Source organism: Sporomusa sp. (genome assembly GCF_035561255.1).
Taxonomy (GTDB): domain Bacteria; phylum Bacillota; class Negativicutes; order Sporomusales; family Sporomusaceae; genus Sporomusa.
Genome location: NZ_DATMXX010000060.1, coordinates 1 through 22,812, shown reverse-complemented (window position 1 = coordinate 22,812; position 22,812 = coordinate 1). Strand labels below are relative to the sequence as shown.

Genomic DNA, 22,812 nt, shown 5'->3' with positions numbered 1-22,812 from the left:
ATATAGTATCCAATTACTTATAAAATGTCAATATTGGATATTTACGGTTGTCTGCTGAAGATGTATGATAAGAGGAAATTATTTGCAGATCCGCGGTGGCGGTACTTTTGCGTACAGGAGGGATATTGTGGCTGTAACATTCGCCAAACGAACGGAGATCTTGAAAAGATCTGAGATTCGTGAAATATTGAAGATTACCCAGCGGCCGGAGGTCATATCTTTTGCCGGGGGACTTCCGGCACCAGAGTTATTTCCAGTGGAAGAAATGAAACATATTGCCGTAAAAGTGCTCAAGGATTCGGGAAGCCAGGCTCTCCAATACTCTACCACTGAAGGGTTCGAGCCGCTGCGCCAAAAGATTGCGGCCAGGATGAATGCCAAATTCAAAACAATTGTTCAACCGAATAATGTTTTGATAACAAGTGGGTCGCAGCAAGCGCTTGATTTTTCGGGAAAGCTGTTTATAAATACAGGTGATGTCGTGTTATGTGAAAGTCCGACCTATTTAGCAGCCATCAGTGCTTTTTCGGCCTATGAACCGAATTTCATAGAAGTTCCTACCGATGATAACGGTATGATAATCGAAGAATTGGAAAGAATTCTACAAACTGTCGATAATGTAAAGCTTATTTACATTATTCCCGATTTCCAGAACCCTACCGGCAGGACATGGTCTTTAGAGCGGCGTCAGCAATTTATTAAGCTTATAAACAAGTATGAGATTCCTGTAGTTGAGGATAATCCCTATGGCGAATTGCGGTTCGAGGGAAGCCCTCTGCCGTCGATTAAATCTTTTGATACCAAAGGACTTGTCATCTTTGTGAGTACCTTTTCCAAGACATTCTGCCCAGGGCTTAGAATTGGCTGGATAGCTGCCGACAGTAGCTTTATTGAAAAGTTTGTGCTGATTAAGCAAGGTGCCGATCTGCATACTTCTTCTATCAGTCAGAGGGAAATATCTGCGTATATGGAAGTATACGACTTTGAAGAACATATTAAGCGTATAATCAGTGTTTATAAAAAACGCAGAGATGCGATGATCAATGCCATGCAAGAGCACTTTATCGGGGATATACAATTTAACCGGCCGCAAGGGGGATTATTCACCTGGGTGGAGATGCCGCAAAGGATAAAGGCGGTCGAATTATTAAAACGTTGTCTCCAGCACGATGTGGCGTTTGTTCCGGGCGATTCTTTTTTCCCTAACAGACAGGTAGAAAACACTTTTAGGCTGAATTATTCCAATATGCCGGAGGAACGAATTTATGAAGGGATTAAACGTCTGGCAATGGTCTTGAAGGACTACTGAATTTGCTGGGGCTAATGTTGCACCTCCCTCTGTTGGTGTAATGCATAAAGTGTGGAAGCGGGGATACTAATGAAGACATGGGCATATGGCCTGATTGTAGTGGCAGCCACCTTATGGGGTATTATCTCGATCTTTGTAAAAGGATTAGCAGAATATGGTTTTACGACACTGCAGATTGTCGCTATGCGGGTAGCCATCAGTGCGATCATTCTGACTGTGTATATTGCAATTAAAGATAGGAGCTTGCTGAGAATCCGGCCTGCTCATGGCACATACTTCATTGGTACCGGTATATTCAGTATTGCTTTTTTTAACTGGTGCTATTTTACCGCCATTCAGGAGACCTCTGTGGCGGTGGCTGCCATCCTGCTTTATACTGCGCCCGCCTTTGTGCTGGTGTTGTCCAGATTTCTTTTTGGTGAAAGACTGACCACTGGCAAAGTTGCAGCGCTTATCGTCACCTTCAGCGGTTGTGCCTTTGTAGTGGGATTTTTACCGGGATTGCAGGGGGCGATATCGCTCTACGGTCTGGCTGCCGGCCTTGGAGCAGGTTTTGGCTATGCGCTATACAGTATTTTTAGCAAATTTGCCCTGCAGCATTATAATGCGTTGACAGTGACTGTCTACACCTTTTGGTTCGCTGCTGCGGTAATGCTGCCTGTAAGTGAACTTTGGGAAACGAGAGCCCTGTTTTATCACTGGCCGGTGGTCGCCTACAGTATTGGCTTTAGTTTCTTTTCCACTGTTCTTGCTTATTGGTGCTACACAATTGCTTTATCTTATATAGAAGCAGGCCGGGCCGCTATCGCTGCAACGCTGGAGCCGATCGTGGCCACAGTGGTGGGGACATTGTTTTTTGGTGAAATCCTAAGTAACTGGCAACTGTTTGGCATTATTCTGGTCATCGCAGCGGTGGCCTCTGTCCAGAGAAACAATAATGTGCAGGGTGAAAACCAGGGCATATAAACCTGGTTCTATTCCCTGCCTTCTGGAGGTTATGGAGCTGGCAGGCCCCTTCTTGAATTATTTCAGAAAGGGGCCTGCCAGCTTTAACGTGTGAATTGCAACTCTGATTTTTGAGAAAGCAGAGTCCTATTGATTTTTGGAAACCAAAATACTATAATAGTTTATAAGTGGGGGAGAAAATGACAGTAGCTTACCCGATTGGGTCTTATAGAATGGGGGGAATATAATGGATGACGTAAAGAATCTTATTCTTGATAAAGCAAAAGAACGAATGGAACGCTTTGGTTTTAAGAAGACAACGATGGATGAAATTAGTAAGGACTGTAAGATTTCAAAGAAGACAATCTACGAACACTTTGCAGACAAAGAGGATATGTTCAGATGTCTTCTTTTACGTGAATGCCATAAAACAATAGAGCTGCTATTTGCGCAGCTGGGGAATGTGTCTGACCCGCTTGAGAGACTAATACAACTAACTCGCAAGGCAATATTGCACTTTAACCAGGACCACTTTATCACAAGAATACTAAAAGACGATGAGTTGTTTCTGGCTTTTATAAATAGAAAATATCACGAAATCATTGATGAAGAGATTATCTCAATCATCGCCCAGATTATTCGCGAGGGTAAACAGCAAGGAAAGTTTCGCGATGTTGATGAGAAAATCGTAGCATATGCCGGTTTTAAGTTGTTCCAAGCTTTCAGCTATGCGCGCACCGGGCCGCTTTGCCAGGAGCAGAATGAGCAGCATTATACAGAGGTACTTATCGATTTCATTGTCAACGCGCTTGTAAAGAAATAAATAAAATCCGGCTAATTATAGTTTATATAGTTGGATTGCCTTTAATCTATGGCGGTTAGAATGTGGCAACACTTTATGATTAAAGAGATATCTGACAAATATGTCTGAAATGTTAGAGGAGGGTCTTTTAATGCGCAAATCTATAGCTAACTGCACCGTACTATTTATCCTGCTTATATCCTTCAGTCTTACTGGCTGCTCAAAAGCAGAGACAGTCAAGGAAGATATACCCCTTGTTCGCTCACAAGTAGTCAAGCTGGACGCTTCCGGGCAAGCAGCAAACTATTCCGGGGAAGTGCGCGGCAGGTATGAGACGCAGCTTGCTTTTCAGGTGAGCGGAAAGATTATGAAGAGAAATGTAGAGCTCGGCAGTGTCGTTAATCCTGGAGATGTTCTGCTGGAAATCGATGCAAAGGACATAGCACAAACGGTAAACATTAGCTCAGCGCAAGTAGCTTCAGCCCAGTCCCAATTGAGTTTGGCCGAGACGAATCTGGAACGTTATCGTAATTTATATGAGCAGGGTGCCGCCAGCAGGATGCAGCTGGATCAATACCAAAACGCGTATGATGTTGCCCTGGCCGCCGTCCGCCAAGCATCGGCCCAATATACCCAGGGCGCTAATCAATTAGGCTATAGCTCTCTGGTCGCCGATAGTGCCGGGGTTATTTCAAGCGTTAATGCCGAGGCCGGACAAGTAGTTAGCGCCGGCCAGCCTATCCTCACCTTAGTGAAGGATGGTGAACGGGAGATTGAAATTAATGTACCGGAAAACCGTATTGATGAAATGCGTAATACACAGCAAGTGCAAATCAGCTTTTGGGCACTGCCAGGCGTTACTGCAGAGGGGAAAATTAGAGAGATTTCACCGGTGGCTGATCGAGTGGCCAGAACCTATAAAACCAGAATTAGTTTAATCAATCCTCCGGCAGGTGTCAATCTAGGCATGACTGCCAGCGTGGCAGTGGCGGGCTCCGCTAACCAGCAAGCAGTTTATATCCCCCTCTCGGCAATCTATCAGACTGGCCATACACCAAATGTATGGATTATCAAAGATGGCGTAGTAAATCTGCGTCCCATAAAAGCGGGAGCCTTCGGTGACGGAAAGATTCAGATTCTGGAGGGGCTTCAGGATGGAGATGTGATTGTTACCGCCGGCGTCCAAAAGCTGCGGGAAGGACAAAAGGTGCGGATATGAGCAAGCCAAATCTGACAGAATGGGCCCTTAACCATAAGCAACTCGTGTATTTTTTTGTCTTGTTGGTTTTTGTAGCCGGAATATTCTCCTACCAAAAACTGGGCAGGATGGAAGATCCTGATTTCGTGATCAGGCAAATGATTGTGTCGGTCTCCTGGCCTGGGGCCAATGCCAGTGAGGTAGAAGAGCAGGTAACAGACAAAATTGAGAAAAAGTTGCAGGATACCCCTGGCCTGGATTATTTAAAAAGCTATTCTCGGCCAGGCCAGGCTGTGATCTATGTAATACTAAAGGATTCGGTAAATGAAAAAGATGTCCGGCCCACCTGGCTTGAAGTACGCAATATGGTCAATGATATCAAAGGAACACTGCCACAGGGGGTAGTTGGACCTGCATTCAATGACCGGTTTGATGACGTATTCGGCAGTATTTATGCCCTTACATCAGATGAATACAGCTATGAGGATATGCGGGAAAAAGCCGAGCAAATCCGCAGGACATTACTGGGAGTAAGCAATGTAAAAAAGGTTGAGCTCATCGGTATTCAACCAGAGAAAATATATATTGAGATGGAAAGCAGCAAACTGGCCGGGCTTGGCATAGATCCCAATTTGATTATAACTGCTGTAAAAGCGCAGAGTGCGATGACCGCTTCAGGTATGGTGGAGACATCCTCTGATAATGTGTATTTACGGGTATCAGGGATGTTCGAAAATGTCGATGGCCTTCGTAATATGCCGATCCGAATCAATGAACGGACATTCCGTTTGGGCGATATTGCTAAGATTGAGCGTGGTTATGCCGAGCCCATGGAACCCAAAATGTATTTTAACGGGCAACCAGCAATCGGTATTGCTCTTTCTATGGATAAGGGGGGGAATATCCTTACCCTGGGAGCAGAGCTGGATAAAACCACGGCTATGATCAAAAAAGATTTACCACTCGGCATGGAAATCAATCAAGTTTCTAACCAGCCTAAAGTGGTCAAAGAATCAATTGATGAATTTATTAAATCACTGTGGGAAGCCGTCATTATTGTGTTAGCTGTCAGCTTCCTCAGCCTTGGTGTTCAGTCAGGTATTGTCGTTGCCCTATGTATTCCCCTGGTTATTGCCGGTATATTTGTATGTATGGAGATCTGGGGTATAGATTTGCACAAAGTATCGCTAGGGGCCTTGATCATGGCTCTGGGATTGCTGGTGGATGATGCGATCATTGCTATTGAGATGATGACCGTAAAACTAGAGCAGGGGTGGGGGCGCTTTGAGGCAGCTTGCTATGCCTATACAGCTACAGCTTTCCCAATGCTTACAGGTACGCTGATCACTTGTGCCGGCTTTATACCTATAGGATTTTCGAAAGGTGCGGCGGCTGAATTTACCAGCAGTCTCTTCCCGGTTATAACAATTGCACTTTTGATTTCCTGGCTTGTATCGGTTGTGGTAACACCGCTGTTGGGCTATAAGTTAATTAAGCCCAAGCATACGGCAGAGCAAGGTCATGATATGTATGGTACCAGATTTTACCGGCTGTTTCGGCAATTGCTTACTTGGTGCCTGAATCACAAGAAAATGGTGCTTAGTATAACGGTCGCCTGTTTTATCGGCTCTATCTTCTTATTAAAGTTTGTAAAACAGGAATTTTTCCCCCCTTCAGTCCGTCCTGAGCTAATCGTGGAGATGACGTTGCCGGAAGGGTCATCGCTGGCCGCAACCGAGCAAGAAGCCAAAAAGCTTGCTGAGCATTTGTCTGGCGATCCGGATATTGAGAGCTACAGTTATTATGTCGGCAAGGGGGCACCACGCTTTATCCTTACGATAGAGCCCAAGCTGCCGACAAACAACTATGCTCAGTTTATCATTGTTGCGAAAGACTTACAGGCCCGTGAAGCCTTGAATGAGAAAGTCGATAAGCTATTTGACGACAACTTTGAAAATGTGCGGGGACATGTCAAGCTAATCCAAACCGGTCCACCTTCTGAGTATCCTGTTATGCTGCGTGTTACCGGCTATGAGCACGAGAAAGTACGTGAGATTGCAAAACAGGTCAGCGATGTAATGGCAAACAATCCAAGCCTTACAAAGATTAACCTTGACTGGAATGAAAAAAGCAAAGTCATGCATTTGAGCGTTGATCAGGACAAGGCAAGGATGCTGGGGCTTACCAGCCAGGGTTTGGCTCAGGATTTACAAACCCAGCTCTCCGGTGCTTCTATTGCCGAGTTCTACGAGCAGGATAAGACTGTTGGGATTGTATTTCGCATAGATGCCCAGAACCGGAAAGATCTGGCCGGTATCAAAGATTTGCCGGTACACATCGGCAACGGCAAATTTGTACCTTTGGAGCAAATTGCAAAAATAAGTTATGATGCCGAAGAGGGGTTAATCTGGCGGCATAACCTAAAGTCAACGATTACTGTACAGGCAGAGGTAGTCCATGGCGTAACAGGTAATGATGCAACCCAAAAAGTCTATGAAAGCCTAAAGTCATTACGGGAGAGCCTCCCCCCCGGTTATAGTATTGATATTGGGGGATCGTCGGAAAAAAGTAAAACCTCGATCGACTTTTTACTTAAAACAGTGCCGGTGATGATCGTGGTTATCGTAATCCTACTGATGGTGCAACTGCAAAATGTATCCTTAATGATTCTTACCATTCTTACCGCGCCTCTCGGCATCATCGGGGTTAGTCTGGCAATGCTGTTAACAGTCCGGCCGATGGGCTTTGTGGCGGAACTAGGGATTTTAGCCCTTAGCGGGATGATTATCCGTAACTCGGTTATTTTAATTGATCAGATTGAGCAGCATATCAAAGCAGGCGAGACGCCGTGGGAGGCCATTATCAATTCAGCTGTAGTGCGGCTTCGCCCCATTATGCTTACGGCAGCGGCGGCAATACTCGGAATGCTTCCACTCGTTCCCAGTACTTTCTGGGGGCCGATGGCAGTGGCTATTGGCGGCGGATTGCTTGGTGCAACCGTTATGACATTGCTTGTTTTACCGACAATGTATGCTGTATGGTTTAAAGTAAAACCTGAGATAGAAGAGAAAAAGGCCGATTGATAGTCGTCAAGGAATAGGAGTAGTATTTTCGAAAAGCCCACCAATGCGTTATACATCTGCATTGATGGGCTTTTCCTAAATCGCTGTGTCTTTAACGCCCTATTGAGCTAATTTAACTATTAAGGTCATCATCCAGGATCGTTGCTTCAAAATAATTAGTTGATCTTCGTAACTTATTTGCAATATCACGACTGATCTCGCCGCTTTCAAAAAGAGATTGGACTACATTTCGCTCCACTTGAATGGCTTTCAACTGCAGTTCTTTCTTTTGTTTCTCAAACAATGCCCTTTTTTGCGGATTCTGCCTCTTCGTGCTTAAGCGTTCAATCGATTTATGATAGTTGGCAATAAGATCTAACGAGAGCTGTTTCGTTTCCTCACTCATTTGCTCCTTGATGGCCGTGATTGCCGCACTGGATGTTTGAATTTTTGCAAACTTGTATTCTTGAACTTCCTCTTTTAATGCTTTATTGTTACGGGAAACTAATTTTGCAATAGATTGTTTTACTAAGACACTGAGAAGAAAGATTTTGAATTGGAGTCTATTGGATAAAGCGGTTTCTGCTGCGTTGATGTGTTTTTGCAGGCTGTATGCAGTAGCTTGAGAGATCTGCCCGGTTTTCAATAGACGTTCTGCTTCTGTCTGCTCGGCGCGAAGTCCAACTATGCGAATAGCCGCTTCTTGTCCAGGTGGTTGAGGATCTGACAAATATTTACTTTCGTTTTGCGGTAATTTCATGAGTTTATCGTAATAGGCAATGACAGACAATGTTGCCGCCTTATTCTCATAATTCATTTCTTCTTTTAACACTTGAATCACAGCCCGGATGATTTCTTTGCGCGCCGTATATTCCACCGCAGCTTGATCTGCAACAATAGAACTTACCCCTTTTGCCGCAAGAATCGGCAACATAATACTTGCAGCAGCCAAGGTAAAAAGAATGACACCAGCCGCCAGGAAGATAATCAATGCCCGTTCGGGGAAAGGACTTCCGTCTTGTAAAACATAAGGAATGGAAAATGCCCCTGCTAGTGTAACCGCGCCACGGACACCGGATAAAGAAATTAAGATAACAGAATGTAGGCGTGAAAAATGCAGAACAGTTTTGCTCGATATCCATTTTTCTTTCCAGAACAGATAATTCCAGATAAATCGAAGTAATATCAATCCAAATGAAATGGCAATGATATAGATAATAACCTGGGTATTGCTAATCGCAGCATCGCGGAATATTACTGTTGTAACATCCGGGATCTGTAACCCAAGGATCAGAAAAACGATCCCGTTTAAAATAAACAGAATAACAGACCAGGTACTTACTGAAACTACTTGTAATTTCGCCATCATCGATTCTGCGTGGTCCCGTTCAATTGCATGAATAATGCCGCCGGCTACGACAGCTAAGATACCCGATACCCCGACTTCTTCTGCAAATAAATAAATGACAAAGGGAGTTACGATCTGGATCAACATATGCATTGTTACGTCTTCCATCCCTAAACGGCGAATGGTTAGACGCAAGCGTATCATAAAAAAGGAAAGTAAAATCCCGCTAAAAAGGCCGCCAATGGAAATGAACAGAAAACTGGTCGATGCTTGCGCCAATGAGAAGAAGCCGGTAACTGCCGCTGCAACTGCGAATTTAAAAGCAACCAGACCGGATGCATCATTCATCAAAGCCTCTCCTTCAAGAAGATGCATTAACCCTGGGGGGAGAGCGCTTCGTCCCGCTATCGCTCCAACGGCAACCGCGTCTGTAGGTGATAATATGGCTGCTAATGCAAAAGCCGCTGGCAAAGGAATCGATGGAATTAGCCAATGAATGGCATAGCCCATAACAAATACTGTAACAAATACCAATCCCAAGGCCAGCAGCAGAATAGGTAGACGTAGGTTCCATAATTGCTCCCGGGGCATGCGCTTTCCATCAGCAAACAAAAGGGGAGCAATAAATAATACGAAAAACAACTCTGGATTTAACGGTAAAAGTATGCCGGTGGGAAGGTACGCCACAGTGGCACCCAATGCAATTTGAATCAATGGTACAGGGACAAAGGGAATAAACCTGTTTAAAATATTGGAAAGACCGATTAAGCACAGCAGCACCAGTATCGCAAGGAATAATTCCATTGTGGTGTTTACCTCCGTATAGCTTGGCTTTTTCATTTTCGGTCTTAGTATTGACCAAACGGGGAGCCCTATATGTCTAATAGCTCGTTTCGCTACAGCACCTCATACCTCATAGTGGTAGGAATGATGATGCCGGGTTACTGGCAGTGTAGTATAATAGGAGCTTTTTACTTCACTTGAGAATGTGTATATTAGGCAGAGAAAGAGCTGTGCTGAAACGATAGTTTCAACACAGCTTTTTTCATTAAAAGGTAATCACTGCTTTTATCACTTCCGGTGAGGCCAGTTTAACAAATTCAGTTTGATCAAGCTGGTTAAAAGGAACAGTAAGGGAACATAGCTGCACCAAACGAATTTTGCCTGTTGCCGCCAAGTCAATGACTGTTTGGAAGTCTTCCCTGGTAGCGCCTCTACTGCCACATAAGGTAGTCTCCCGCTTGTGAAAGGCTAAATCGTTAAACTGAACTTCGCCGGAATGCAAACCAACAAAAACAAGAGTGCCACCTGCTGCCAAGCTGTTAATCTGGCTGTTCATGGATGCTGGGTTGCCTGTTGCATCAATAATGATAACCGGGCCATTGCCGTCTGTCATATCTTTGAGTTGCTGGTCGAAAGTACTGTTTAACGGATTAAGGCATTGAGAAAATTCATAACGGTTAGCCGCTGCGGCCAATCGTTCCGGGTTGGTCTCGGCAAGTATGACCTGAGCACCGAGCGCCCGGGAAATATCGGCTGCTGCCAGGCCAATCGCCCCGGCGCCGACGATTAATACTTGGTCGCCGCTTGCCAGGCCGCTGCGGCGGACAGCATGGGCTGAGATGGCGTAAGGCTCGATTAAGGCTGCTGTTGTGTGAGCGAGCCCATCAACGGCTACCAGATACTTTTCATCAACCACGATATATTCCTGCAGGGCACCGCCACGATGAACACCCATGACTGACAGGCTGGTGCAGCAATTTGTCTTACCTCGCCGGCATGCGGCACAATGACCGCAGTGAGCATAGGGAATGACAATAACCTGTTGCCCGGGGGTTATAGAGCTGACGCTGGCGCCAACACTGATTACCTGACCGCTAATCTCATGGCCCATAACCTGCGGATAGGAGAACATGGGTTGACGACCATGAAAAGCATGAATATCTGAACCGCAAATCCCTAAGGCCTGAACCTTGATTAATACCTGACCGGCGGTGGGGGCCGGCAGCGGCCGGGTTGTGCGGCTGAGAACACTTGGTTCGGTGCAAACAATTGCCTGCATGTTAGAATCCATAACTTAGCGCGCCTCCATCTACAGCAAAATCCTGTCCGGTAATATAACGGGCAGCATCACTGACAAGAAACCATACCATTGGTCCGACATCGGCCTGCGGATGACCGTACCGGTGTAGTGGCATCCTGCCAATAATTTTGGACAGGCGCTCGGGATCAGCGACTGTTTGTGTCATGTTGGTCTGAATCCAGCCTGGCGCCACTGAATTGACCAGAACATTATTGCCGGCCCATTCAACAGCAAGGCCGCGGGTGATGCCGGTTATTGCCGCCTTAGTCGAACAATATGGCGTTACTTCAGCAAAGCCCAGGTGAGCTGCCATTGAGGAGATGTTTACAACACGGCCGGCATGCTTAGAACGTGTAAGATAAGGGTAGCAGTTTTGGGCCAGAAAAAAGGGGACATCGACATTGGTTTTGTGGATAGCACTCCACCAGGCTTGATCTACATCCTCGGCCCGGACCCGTTTGGTTATGCCGGCATTATTAATGAGGAAATCCAGACCATCAGCAGCACAAACCTCATTTACCGTGCGTTGGAGTCTGTCTAAATCGGTCAAATCAATTTGAATATCCTCTACATTCGGATTAAGGATAAAATCCAGGTTCTCCGAACTTGTGGGCCGGCGGCTGAAGTTATAAATCTTTGCCCCGGCAGCTGCAAGTAAATGGGCGATACCCCTGCCGATTCCTGACGAAGCCCCTGTTACAATCCCAACCCGGCCTTCCAATGAGAATGTTTGTTTTAAGATAGCGGTATTCATCGGCGAAGCTCCTTTACTACTTGATTTCAGTAAGATGCTGTTTCAGGAAATTAAAGCCCCAGCCGGGCTGTTCCCGGGGATAGGCGAACCCGTTTTCAATTCGCATCTTATTGTCGATAATGCAGTCGACCCAGTCGAAGGATTCGGCCCCATAGGGATTAGGGACAGTACATAACAAAGGAACATCGTAATCCTTATAGTAATGAGGCAGTACCGGTAAGTGATAGGAATGTGCCAACAGTGCAGATTGCCGCCAGGCTTCAACCCCGCCGATGCGAATTAGATCCGGCTGCCACAAATCAAGCGCGTTGCGGGCAATAAGCTCTTTGAGCGGCTCCAGATCGTATTCCCGTTCGCCCATCGCCAGGGCGATGCCTGTTTTATGCCGTAATAACTGATACCCGGTAAAATTGGTATGGTTTAGCGGTTCTTCAAACCAATGGATGCCGATTTCGGCAGCTATAGTAGAGAGTTTAATGGAATTTGACAAGTCCATTCCCTGGTTTGCATCCATCATTATTTTAAGGTGCGGCCCTACAGCAGCGCGCACTTTACGTAACCGCTCAATGTCGCGCTCTACCTCTGGCGAACCTACTTTGACTTTTACTGCGGCAAAACCACGTTTTTTATAATCCATTACCTCGTCAATAAGCTCCTCATCACTGTAGGAAAGCCAGCCGCCGCTGCCATAGATGGGCACACAATCGACAGTCTTGCCAAACAGCTTCCAAATCGGCTGGTTAAGGGATTTAGCCCAGGCGTCCCACATTGCGACATTGATCGTGGCTGTGGCCCATTTTTGCAGGCCATTATTGCCGAAATACTCGGCCTCCTGCTCATAGTCCTTGATTAACCGGCCGGTCTCGTAGGCGTGATAGCCAACGGCGAAATCCCTAATATCTCGCAATGCGCCGCTGATGGCATTGGGAGAGTAATGAAAGGCCAGCAGGTAGCCTTGACCGGTGATGCCGCTTGCCAGCTCAACCTCGGCAATTAGGAAGGCAATCTCCGGTATTTGATGAGTAGAGTCGGCAATCGGTTTTGAGAGCGGGGATACCGCCCGGTATAGGTTTACTTTTTTAATCTTAGTCAATTGAATCTCTCCATTTCGGCTGTGGATGTTGTTTGTTTACTAAACTATGTTCTCTAAGTAGTCAGGTGGGTAAGGTTTATAAGAAAATTATAAAGGGGAAGGGCATTTATTTCTTGTTCCTGCTTGACTAGTTCTTTCGCTATTTTGATTTAAGTAAATTATTTTACCATGTCTGCCAAGAGCAATGATAGCGGCGGATAATAGGTAGTAATAGCTAAGGTAACCAGCAGCGCTGCGTAAAAGGGCAGAATCTCTTTAAGGTATTCGTCCATCTTTACCCCGGTCAGGTTGCAGGTTAAAAACATAGTTGTGCCAAATGGCGGGGTAATGGCTCCGATTGAGAGATTAAAGATCATGGTGATACCAAAATGTACCGGATCAATACCCATAGTGTGAACCGTGGGCATTAAGAGCGGTGTTAACACTATGATGGCGGCATTTCCGTCGAGGAACATACCGACAAGTAATAACAACAGGTTAACAATCAGGAGGAATACTGCCGGGTTGTCGGTAACATCTGTCATCATCATTGTTACACTCTCGGCTACGCCTTCCCAGGTTAGAATCCAGGCAAAGCCTGCTGAAGCCATAAGGATAAGCATAATTGAGCCATTGGCACGGGCTGATTCGGACAAGGCTGCTTTAATATCAGACCACTTGGTCTCTTTGTAGGCCAAGCCGATAATCAATGCATAGATTACTGTTATTGCGCCGGCTTCGGTGGGGGTAAACACCCCATATCTGATGCCGCCGAGAATAATGACCATCAGCATCAGGCCCCACACAGCATCCTTTGCCGCCAACGCTACTTCTTTAACCGTAGGTTTTTTTGTCCTTGTCGGTTTATAGCCCCGTTTTCTGGCAACATAGTCCACAGCTGCCATCAGTAAAATGGTGAGCAGGATTCCAGGGCCCATACCGCCCAGAAATAATTTACCGATTGAGGTATCTGAGACAAAGCCATAAATGATCAAACCAATGCCTGGCGGCAGAATCGGACCTAACAGGGCTGATGCCGAAGTTAGCGCTGCAGCAAAGGGGCGGCTGTAACCATTGCGTACCATCTCAGGTACCAGCACCTTGCAAATCATTGCTGCATCGGCCAGTCCTGCGCCAGATGGGCCGCCAATAAGTGCTCCCAATATTACATTGGTTTGCGCCAGACCACCGCGTAAATGACCGGAAAGAACATCGGACAGTCTTAACAGGCGCTGTGTGATACCGGTATAATTGAGAATTGAGCCAAGCATCATAAAAAACGGGATTGCCAGCAGCGGCACATTGTCGGCACCACCGACCATCCGCTGGATAACCATAACTGCCGATAGATCATTGGCAAGAAAAAAATATATAAACGTTGCCAAAGTAACCGCGAAAGCTACCGGAACATTAATCCCAAATAAGGCAAGCATAAAAAGCGAAGCAATTAAAACAGACATATTAATGTAATTCCTCCGTATTGCAGTTTGGCTCTCGGCCAGTAAGATGCAGCCAGGCAATCTGCAGGTAGTAAATAAACATTATTACACCTGAGACCGGAATGGCGGCATCGACATAAGAGTAAGGTATTCCTAATATAGGAGTAATCTTATTGGTGGCCAGCAAGGTGAGCTCGGTTCCGTACCAAATCAGAAGAACCAGGGTAATAAGCACACAACTATCAGCAAATAGGCTGACAATCCGCCTTGGTCCTGGCGGCAGCTTACGGGTGAGCACATCAATACTGCAATGACCTTCGACTTTAACAACTGCTGCTGCACCAAACATTGTCAGCCAGACAAAGGTGAAAATAGTTATTTCCTCAACCCAGCCCCAGGGGCTGCCGACTACATAACGCATAAATACATTAGCACAAGCCAAAAGAATAATGAATGCCATCGACAGCATGCCAAGAAGCTCATCAAGATTTTTGACTATTTTCCAAAGCGTGAATCCCACATTATCACATCCCACTTGTATTTCGAGTAAACGGCCACGGCTTATGCAACCGTGGCCAACGACACCCGACATTATAGCTGTATTGTTACTGCTTAATGATTGCGTATACTTTATCCATTAACTCAGGCGGAAACTCTTTAAACCTTTTGGGGAAATCTTTCATGGCTTCTTTGAATGCGGTGCGGTCAACCTCCACTACCTGCACGCCGGCCGCTTTCATTTTATCAAGGGATTCTTTATCAGCTCGCTCATTCTCTTTTTCTAAGAATCTGCCGGCTTCTTCACCTGTCTCTTTAAGCATTTGTACGATGTCTGGCGGCAGTTTGTCAATAAATTTTTTGCCGGCGATCCAGGAAGACATATTGACCTGATGGCGGGTCAGCATCAAGTATTTGGCCCCTTCAAACATTTTACTGCCATATAGCACCGGGATGGGATTCTCAGCGCCGTTAACAACACCCTGCATCAGGGCCGGATAGGTTTCAGCCAGTGGCAGGGGGGTGGATACCGCACCCATAGCATTAATCATTTCAGTGGAGAGTCTAATATTGGGAACCCGGATCTTTAGGCCTTTGAGTTCTTCAGGTGTTGTTGCCGGCCTGGAAGCAATCAGGTGGCGTTCCCCATAGATCCATTTGCTATGGACAACATACAGCCCCTTAGCCTCCAGTTTTTTGGACAGGTCTTTAAACAGATCACTGTCAACCAATTTGTATAATTGTTCTTTATTATCGAAGATGTAGGGTAAAAACGTTATTCCGAACTCCGGGACATAGTCCATGAGAAAACCACCGTCAGAGATGGTAATGACATTGGAACCAATAGTCAACTGTTCAGTAACATCCTTTTGAGATCCTAACTGGGAACTCGGGTAATACTGGAACTCAACCCGGCCATTGCTCTTTTCTTTCATCAGCCGTCCCCATTCGCGGACCGCTTTATCATTAGGCTCACCTACATTGTTGCCATAGGCAATTTTAATGATGATTTTATCGTCGGCCGCAGTTTTCTTTGCGTCTTTATTACTACCGCAACCGGCTAATACCTGAGACATAACGATTATGCAGGAAACCAATACAAGGATGAATTTGCGGTTAAACAGTTTGTTCATTTTACAGTCTCCTCTCGTTTTAGAACATAGTTAGGTTTAAGACCTAAAACATATTGCCAGAATCACTCCTCCCGTACAGTGTTATAGCCTGGTCATTTGGAGTTGTCATTTGTCGTAATATGCATTATTATTTTCATAGATAAAGCATATTGGTTACGGCAAATACGTTTAGCAAGAACTTTGCGCAGGATTCTTCTGACCTACTATTGATCGCGATAACCGGCTGGAGACAGGTAAGATCAAGAGAACTAAGCCAATTATAAGGGGAGTTTGATGAGTATTTCTTGTTCTGCCTTGACAGAATTTTTCCGTTATTTTGACTTATTTAAAGAAGGGAGGCTTACCTGGTGACGTGTTATGAGCGAAAAGCCAAGTTTATCCTTAATCCTGAAACAGAAGCCCATTATGCGATAGCCTCCTCTTATAAAGGCGCAAAATTTCCTCATGTTCATGATTTTTATGAATTGCTGTTGATCGTTAAGGGTAAGCAGCTATTAATTATTAATGGTAAAAAGACTGTGCTGGCAGAAGCATCGCTTACCTTAATCCGTATTCAGGATATTCATTATAAGGAGTATCTCTCTGAGGGACTACACATTAATGTCGCATTTTCAAAAGAGACCATGGACGAATTAATGCAATATCTGAGTGCCGGTTTCCCTAAAGAAATGCTGCTGCAATCCGAAATACCGCCTTCAGTAATCCTGACGCATGCGGAAAAGAAGATTATCCAAACCCGCATGGAGAGCCTGAATCTGATTAATATCAATGAAACAAACTCTGTAAAAACTAATCTGCGTATTTTGTTATTTGAGTTATTAACCAAATATTTTACACTTGCGACAGCCGAACGGGATGATGTGCCATCATGGCTTGTTGTTATCTTGTCAGAGATGAAGAAAAAAAGTAATTTTACAAAAGGCCTGCCTGCTCTGCTCGGCTTGGCCGATATTGGCCATGAGCATCTATGCCGGTTATTTAAGAAACACCTGAATGCTACACCAACCGAATATATTAACGAACAAAGAATTAATTATGCCCTTAATCTTTTACTGCACACTGATATGGAAATAGTTGATGTATGCATGGAGTCGGGTTTTTCCAGTCTAAGCCACTTTTATCATGTCTTTAAAGAGCGGTTTGGGCTTACGCCTGCTAAGTATAGAAAACAGTTTATCCCTATTAGAAGCGACAGCAATTAGCTATAAAGATCTAAAATGCAAGCTTGACAATATAAGGGAAAGTAGTATTCTATAACTAGACTTATTCTCAGGGCGGGGTGCAAGTCCCCACCGGCGGTATCCCAGGTAACTGGGGAGCCCGCGAGCGCTCCTTATTCAGGAGGTCAGCAGATCTGGTGAGATGCCAGAGCCGACGGTATAGTCCGGACGAAAGAGGATGAGACAGTTAGCCGTTGTTATTTATGATAAGATTACTTATAGCTATCTGTCCCCCAACGCCCTGATTCGGGTGAGTCGACTAACAATAGGAGGCGACGACTTTGAATCAGAATTTATTAGCACAGTTTGGCGATTATCAGGAGCGGGTGGAAAGGGCCCTTAACGCGTTGCGTAAAGGCCAGGGAGTCCTGGTTACTGATGATGAACAAAGGGAGAATGAGGGAGATATATTTTTTGCGGCTGAGACATTGACTGAGCCGCAGATGGCGATGCTGATTCGCGAAGGAAGCGGGATTGTTTGTCTATGCTTACCTGAAGAAAAGGTGCAGGCATTAGATTTACCAATGATGGTTGATAATAACTCCAGTCACTTCCAAACTGCATTTACCGTTTCGATTGAAGCTGCAAGCGGCGTAACTACAGGTGTTTCGGCTGCTGACCGTGTTGCGACAGTACAGGCTGCGATTGCCACTGATGCATGTCCGGATGACCTGCATCGTCCAGGCCACGTATTTCCTTTAAGAGCGCGGACTGGCGGTGTGCTGGAGCGGGCCGGTCATACAGAAGCTAATGTCGACTTAATGCGGCTTGCTGGATTAAGCCCTTACGGTGTATTGTGTGAGCTCACTAATCCGGATGGTACTATGGCTCGTTTGCCGGAGATAGTAACTTTTGCTGAAAAGAATAATATGCCGGTGGTTACTGTTGAAGATATCATTAATTATCGGCAAGTAGTTGCAATTAAATAGAAAAAAATCCGTAGACGAAAAACGTCTACGGATTTTTTCTTAATGATAAGTGAAACATTAGTTGTATCAAACGGTGCGTCTTGCCCTAAAAGCTTTGAATTTAGCAGTTCCCTGTTCAATTAGAACAAATAATACAGGAACCAAAAAGATACCCAGACCGGTGGCTGCTATCATGCCACCGACAACTGTTGTGCCAAGAGATGCCCGGGCGGCAGCGCCGGCGCCTGTTGATAATGCCAGCGGAATACAACCCAAAATAAAGGCAAATGACGTCATCAGAATTGGCCGCAGCCTGAGTTTAGAAGCTTCAATCGCTGCCTGTACCGGATCCATACCGCTATCAGTCCGTACTTTGGCATATTCTACGATCAGGATAGCGTTTTTGGCCGCCAGGCCGATGAGCATAACCAGTCCGATCTGCATATAAACGCTGTTTTCGAGTCCCCGGGCATATTGGAGCAGCACTGAGCCCAAAATGCCTGTGGGAACTGACAGCAATACGGCAAAAGGAATGTTCCAGCTTTCATATAAGGCTGCCAGGCACAAGAACACGAATAGCAAGGCAAATCCAAAGATAACCGGCGTGTGACCACTGGAAAGTTTCTCTTCACGACTTAGATCGGCCCATTCATAAGTAAATGTTGTGGGCAATACCTCAGCCGCTACCTCTTCCAGGGCCTTCATTGCCTGGCCTGAGCTGTAACCCGGCGCTGTAGTTGCATTGATCTGCATAGCTGGATAGCCGTTAAAGCGTTTGATCAGTGTCTGGCCGCTGGTTGAAACCGGTGTGACCAGTGTATTAAGCGGTACCATGGTACCGGCAGAGCTGCGCACATAAAAGAAGCGGGTCGCGTCCGCATCGGCGCGGAATTCAGGCTCAGCCTGCAACATAACCTTGTAGGTCCGGCCAAAGCGGTTAAAGTCGTTGACCTGAACGCCTCCCAGGAAGGTTTGCAGTGCTGTAAAGATATCCTGGACCGGAATGCCCAGCGCTTTGGCTTTTTCCCGGTCTACTTCGTATCTGTAAGATGGCGTATCTGCACGGAAACTTGATTGGGCCATGCCAAGCTCAGGGCGCTTCCGGGCGGCCGCGGTAAACTGCTGGGATACATTATTGATTTCCTCCAGCGATGAGCCGCCTCTGTCCTGAATCATAAAGGTGAGGCCGCCGACAGCGCCGATTCCCGGTAAGGCAGGTGGATTAAAGGCAAATACAGTAGCCTCAGGTATTGCGCTTACCTTTCCCATGGCTTGCCCAATTACAGCATTAAGCTGCATATTAGGTTCTGTTCGTTCCGCCCAGGGTTTCATACTGGCAATAACCATCGCGCCGTTCGACTTTTGGCCACCGGCCAGAATATCGAACCCGGCTATTTCCATAGTGTCTTCCACCCCAGGCAGTGAACGGTAGATTTCGCCGACCTGAGTGGCAATCGCCCGGGTACGGTTCATGTTAGCTGCTTCAGGCAAGCTGACAACTGATAACAGGAAGCCCTGGTCTTCACTGGGAACAAAGGTAGAAGGAATAATCCGCAGCATACCGACACACAAGATGACGATGACTGCCAGACCTACACAACATAAGCCGGCCCGGCGAATAGAGTGCTGGACGCCGCTGGAATATTTCTCGGTTATGCGTTCAAACCACAGGTTAAAACGGTCGAAAAATCTCCCCATGATGCCTGTGCGCTTCTCACCGGTATAAGGCTGCAGTAACAGGCTGCATAACGCCGGTGTCAGTGACAGGGCCACTATCGCCGACAGCGCCATGGAAACAGCGATTGTCAACGCAAATTGTTTGTACAAAACACCGGTAGTTCCTCCAAAAAAGGCAACCGGAATAAAAACAGATGCAAGCACGAAAGCGATAGCGATAACCGGACCGGATACCTCTTTCATAGCACGGACGGTAGCATCTTTCGGGTTGAGGCCGGAATGACGCATGTGGTGTTCAACCGCCTCAACAACGACAATTGCATCATCAACCACCAGGCCAATGGCCAGAACCATGGCAAACAGTGTCAGTGTATTGATGGAAAACCCTAATAGTACAAAAGCTCCAAAGGTTCCGATCAGGGAAACCGGCACTGCCAGCATCGGAATTAGTGTGGCCCGCCAATTTTGCAGGAACAGATACACAATAACCAATACTAGGGCCAGGGCTTCCACGAAAGTATGGAAAACCTTTTCTAAAGATTCTCTGATATATTTGGTATTATCAGTAAGGATACGGTATTCCATTCCTGGCGGGAAACGTTTGGCTGCATCCTCGATGACCTGACGGACACCGGCAATAGTCTCCAGGGCATTAGCCTCGGTTGTCAGTTGAACGGCAAAAACAACCGAATCATTGCCATCGAAGCTGCTTTTAAAAGTATTGTCTTTGGCGCTCAGCTCAATAGTGGCTACATCACCCAGGTGAATAGCCGAGCCATCGGCTTGAGAGCGAATGATTACTTTTCTAAAATCCTCTTCGGTGACAAGACGGCCCTGAATACTGGCCGTATATTGGAATTCCTGGTGGGCCACCGAGGGAAGCTGGCCGATGGTGCCGGCCGGGGCCTGTACGTTTTGCTCTTTTATGGCACTGGCAACATCTGAGGCAGTAACGCCTAGCTGGGCCAGCTTATCCGGTTTGAGCCAAACACGCATGCTGAAGTCGGAGCCGTATTCCCCAATATCACCTACGCCCTTCACCCGGCGGATGTCGTCAATAATGTTGATGCTGCCGTAATTCTTAAGGAATACGCTGTCATAGGTGTTATCTGGTGAAATAAGGCTGAAGTACAAAGCCGTATCAGGTGAAACCTTGCGGGTTGTTACGCCGGTAAGCTGTACATCCTGGGGCAGGCCGGAATTAGCCTGAGCCACACGGTTTTGTGTGTACATTGTCACCATATCCGGATTTTGTCCCAGTTCGAATTTAACGTTGAGTGAATAGCGGCCTGAGTCGGCGCTGGTTGAGGTCATAGCGACTGCGCCTTCAACGCCGTTTACCTGCTGTTCGATAACTTGGGCTACCGTTTTCTCTACTACATCAGCGTTGGCACCAGTATATATAGTACTGATGCTGACCTGTGGCGGTGTAATCTGCGGATACTGGGCGATAGGCAGATTAAAAGCGGCAATGCCGCCTGCCAGCGTAATAAGAATTGCTATGACGATCGCAAAGATCGGTCGGTTAATAAAAAATTGTGCCATAAAGCCCGCCCCCTTACTTCGAGACCGGAATAGTCAGGTCATTCAGCCCGATCATTGTAATTTTGAGTGGAGATCCTGGCTGCGCTTTTGCAAATCCTTCAACGACAACAACATCCTGGTTTGTAAGTCCGTCTTCTACAATTTGCAGACTGTCTATTTTAGGTCCCAGTTTTACCGGTTTGGTTACCGCTTCATTATTGGCACCGACTACTGTGACAAAGGTTTTACCCAGCATTTCCTGAACAGCACGCTGGGGAATCAGTAAGGCCCCCGGCCTTGTTTCGCCGATTGCCACTATCCGGGCAAACATGCCAGGTACCAGCAATTGTTTCGGATTGCCAAAAGCTGCCTTCATAGCCAGGGTGCCAGTCTGGTTGCTCAAGCCCCGGTCAATCTGCTCTAACTGGCCGGTAAGCGGGTATTTACTGCCATCGCTGAGAATAAGGCTAAGGTTTTTCCCCCAGGAATCGGGGGTATTGCCCAACCGGGAGAATTTTAAATACTCATTTTCACTCATGCTAAAACGAACTAGCACAGGGTCTACTGTGGAAACTGTTGCGAGTACTGTACTGCCAGCCTGGGCATATATACCGACACTCAACTCGCCTACGCCAATCCGGCCGTCTACCGGGGATACGATTAATGTGTCTGACAAATCATTCTGGGCCTGCTCCAGTTTGGCTAAATAGGCGTTTGCCTGGGATTGCGCCTGCTCGGCCTGCGATACGGAGGTATCTAAAATCTGGGCCGCGATGCCCCCTTGGCTGGCAAGGCTTTGATAACGCACAACATCACGGCGGACGTTGCTAAGTGAGGCCTGGGCTTGCGCCACCTGGGCCTGAGCATCGGCTACTGCCGCTATATAATTGCGTTGGTCAATCTCGAATAATGGCTGTCCGACACGGACAGTATCGCCGCCTTTAACTAATTTACGGGCCACATTACCAGAGACCTGAGCTTTGATTTGGACTTCATCTTTTGCTACAATTTCGCCAACAAACTCATATGTAACAGGTGTATCCTGCTGCATGACCTGCATTGCCTTAACCACAACCTCCTGCGGTGGGCGGGCGGTTTGTTGTTTGCTGCATCCTGCTGTAAAAAGTACAAGAAGTACAGCCAGCCATATAATGTTTTTTCTGTTCACCGTCATTTCTCCTCGCTATGTTATTTTTAAAAAGTTATTTTGTGACTCCGTGTAAATAGATCTCAACCGCCTGGGCCATATATCGCTGCGCCAGATTTTCTGTGTCTGGTAGAAGCTCTTTGCAAAGATGCTGAGATGTAAATGACAAATTCAATATTTTTATCAGCGACATGGCAGCAAAGGCTGGATCAATATCAGATCTAAATTCTCCGTTAGATACTGCATCGCTAATACAATTTCGTAAGAAATGATGCATACGGCCAACTGCCGTTTTTACAATGCTATCGAAATATTTGGTTGGATTGAAGATTTCAATGAAAAAAAGCTGATCTATATACGGGTTCTTGCTATAGATAACAACCAGATTATCCGCAAATCGCCTTATTTTCATAATAGCTGAGATATCTTCTTTACTGATAATATCGATTGCATCCCCTAATATTGACAATTGTTTTTCCAGTACGTATGCATACAAATTGTCTTTTCCGCCGAAATAATAAGAAATCAGTGCAATGTTTACGCCGGCGGCATCAGCTAGTTCTTTAACTGAAACGGCAGCTATGCCCTTGGTTGCAAATAATGGAATTGCCGCTTCAATAATTTTATTAACGGTTGGCTTATCTGTACATATTTCTACTTTCGCTGTCCTCACCTTCTTTCGTAATATTCTGG

General features: G+C 46.2%; 17 protein-coding genes and 1 riboswitch. Of the genes, 7 read left to right on the top strand and 10 right to left on the bottom strand.

Translation table 11 applies throughout. The annotated features are described in order from the left end of the window. Positions 1-127 precede the first annotated feature (127 nt). The 5 genes from VN379_RS03215 (at position 128) to VN379_RS03195 (ending at position 7,337) form a co-directional block, all read left to right on the top strand. Positions 128-1,309 (top strand): PLP-dependent aminotransferase family protein, encoded by a 1,182-nt coding sequence (locus VN379_RS03215; RefSeq protein WP_325530730.1) that lies wholly within the window; start codon positions 128-130, stop codon positions 1,307-1,309. 69 nt (positions 1,310-1,378) lie between these two features. After that, positions 1,379-2,275, top strand: coding sequence for a DMT family transporter (locus VN379_RS03210; protein WP_325530728.1), 897 nt, complete (start codon positions 1,379-1,381; stop codon positions 2,273-2,275). 226 nt (positions 2,276-2,501) lie between these two features. After that, complete coding sequence (locus VN379_RS03205) at positions 2,502-3,077, top strand: TetR/AcrR family transcriptional regulator (protein WP_325530726.1); 576 nt, start codon at positions 2,502-2,504, stop codon at positions 3,075-3,077. A 130-nt stretch (positions 3,078-3,207) separates the two neighbouring features. Continuing rightward, the gene (locus tag VN379_RS03200) at positions 3,208-4,275 is read left to right on the top strand and encodes an efflux RND transporter periplasmic adaptor subunit (RefSeq protein ID WP_325530724.1); all 1,068 of its coding nucleotides are present in this window, start codon (positions 3,208-3,210) and stop codon (positions 4,273-4,275) included. Next, entirely contained in the window at positions 4,272-7,337 is a 3,066-nt protein-coding gene (locus VN379_RS03195) for an efflux RND transporter permease subunit (protein ID WP_325530722.1), read from the top strand. The genes VN379_RS03200 and VN379_RS03195 overlap by 4 nt, the downstream gene beginning before the upstream one ends. A 112-nt stretch (positions 7,338-7,449) precedes the next feature. On the opposite strand, the gene VN379_RS03190 is transcribed toward VN379_RS03195, so the two are convergent. From VN379_RS03190 to VN379_RS03160, 7 genes are all read right to left on the bottom strand, one after another. After that, positions 7,450-9,468, bottom strand: a complete 2,019-nt coding sequence (locus VN379_RS03190; RefSeq protein ID WP_325530720.1) for a Na+/H+ antiporter — start codon at positions 9,466-9,468, stop codon at positions 7,450-7,452. A 244-nt stretch (positions 9,469-9,712) separates the two neighbouring features. Then, a complete protein-coding gene (locus VN379_RS03185) occupies positions 9,713-10,738 on the bottom strand; it encodes a zinc-binding alcohol dehydrogenase family protein (RefSeq protein WP_325530718.1) in 1,026 nt (341 codons plus the stop codon). Beyond that, the gene (locus VN379_RS03180) at positions 10,728-11,501 is read right to left on the bottom strand and encodes an SDR family oxidoreductase (protein ID WP_325530716.1); all 774 of its coding nucleotides are present in this window, start codon (positions 11,499-11,501) and stop codon (positions 10,728-10,730) included. The genes VN379_RS03185 and VN379_RS03180 overlap by 11 nt, the downstream gene beginning before the upstream one ends. 16 nt (positions 11,502-11,517) lie before the next feature. Then, positions 11,518-12,594, bottom strand: coding sequence for a mandelate racemase/muconate lactonizing enzyme family protein (locus tag VN379_RS03175; RefSeq protein ID WP_325530714.1), 1,077 nt, complete (start codon positions 12,592-12,594; stop codon positions 11,518-11,520). Positions 12,595-12,752: 158 nt separating this feature from the next. Next, on the bottom strand, positions 12,753-14,033 hold the full coding sequence (locus VN379_RS03170; RefSeq protein ID WP_325530712.1) for a TRAP transporter large permease: 1,281 nt from the start codon (positions 14,031-14,033) through the stop codon (positions 12,753-12,755). A 1-nt stretch (position 14,034) separates the two neighbouring features. Next, positions 14,035-14,532, bottom strand: coding sequence for a TRAP transporter small permease (locus tag VN379_RS03165; protein ID WP_325530710.1), 498 nt, complete (start codon positions 14,530-14,532; stop codon positions 14,035-14,037). Between the two features lie 85 nt (positions 14,533-14,617). After that, a complete protein-coding gene (locus VN379_RS03160) occupies positions 14,618-15,643 on the bottom strand; it encodes a C4-dicarboxylate TRAP transporter substrate-binding protein (RefSeq protein ID WP_325530708.1) in 1,026 nt (341 codons plus the stop codon). 347 nt (positions 15,644-15,990) lie between these two features. Between VN379_RS03160 and VN379_RS03155 the strand changes: the two genes are divergently transcribed. Together VN379_RS03155 and ribB are read left to right on the top strand one after the other, a co-directional pair. Continuing rightward, positions 15,991-16,845, top strand: coding sequence for an AraC family transcriptional regulator (locus VN379_RS03155; protein ID WP_325530706.1), 855 nt, complete (start codon positions 15,991-15,993; stop codon positions 16,843-16,845). A 59-nt stretch (positions 16,846-16,904) separates the two neighbouring features. Continuing rightward, a riboswitch (FMN riboswitch) is annotated at positions 16,905-17,047 on the top strand. A 97-nt stretch (positions 17,048-17,144) separates the two neighbouring features. Beyond that, entirely contained in the window at positions 17,145-17,792 is a 648-nt protein-coding gene (ribB, locus tag VN379_RS03150) for a 3,4-dihydroxy-2-butanone-4-phosphate synthase (protein ID WP_325530704.1), read from the top strand. Positions 17,793-17,858: 66 nt separating this feature from the next. On the opposite strand, the gene VN379_RS03145 is transcribed toward ribB, so the two are convergent. The 3 genes from VN379_RS03145 to VN379_RS03135 form a co-directional block, all read right to left on the bottom strand. Beyond that, complete coding sequence (locus tag VN379_RS03145; RefSeq protein ID WP_325530702.1) at positions 17,859-20,993, bottom strand: multidrug efflux RND transporter permease subunit; 3,135 nt, start codon at positions 20,991-20,993, stop codon at positions 17,859-17,861. A gap of 13 nt (positions 20,994-21,006) precedes the next feature. Next, positions 21,007-22,146 (bottom strand): efflux RND transporter periplasmic adaptor subunit, encoded by a 1,140-nt coding sequence (locus tag VN379_RS03140; protein ID WP_414714950.1) that lies wholly within the window; start codon positions 22,144-22,146, stop codon positions 21,007-21,009. A 28-nt stretch (positions 22,147-22,174) separates the two neighbouring features. Continuing rightward, the coding region (locus VN379_RS03135) for a TetR/AcrR family transcriptional regulator (protein ID WP_325530698.1) at positions 22,175-22,812 on the bottom strand (638 nt) is incomplete at its 5' end.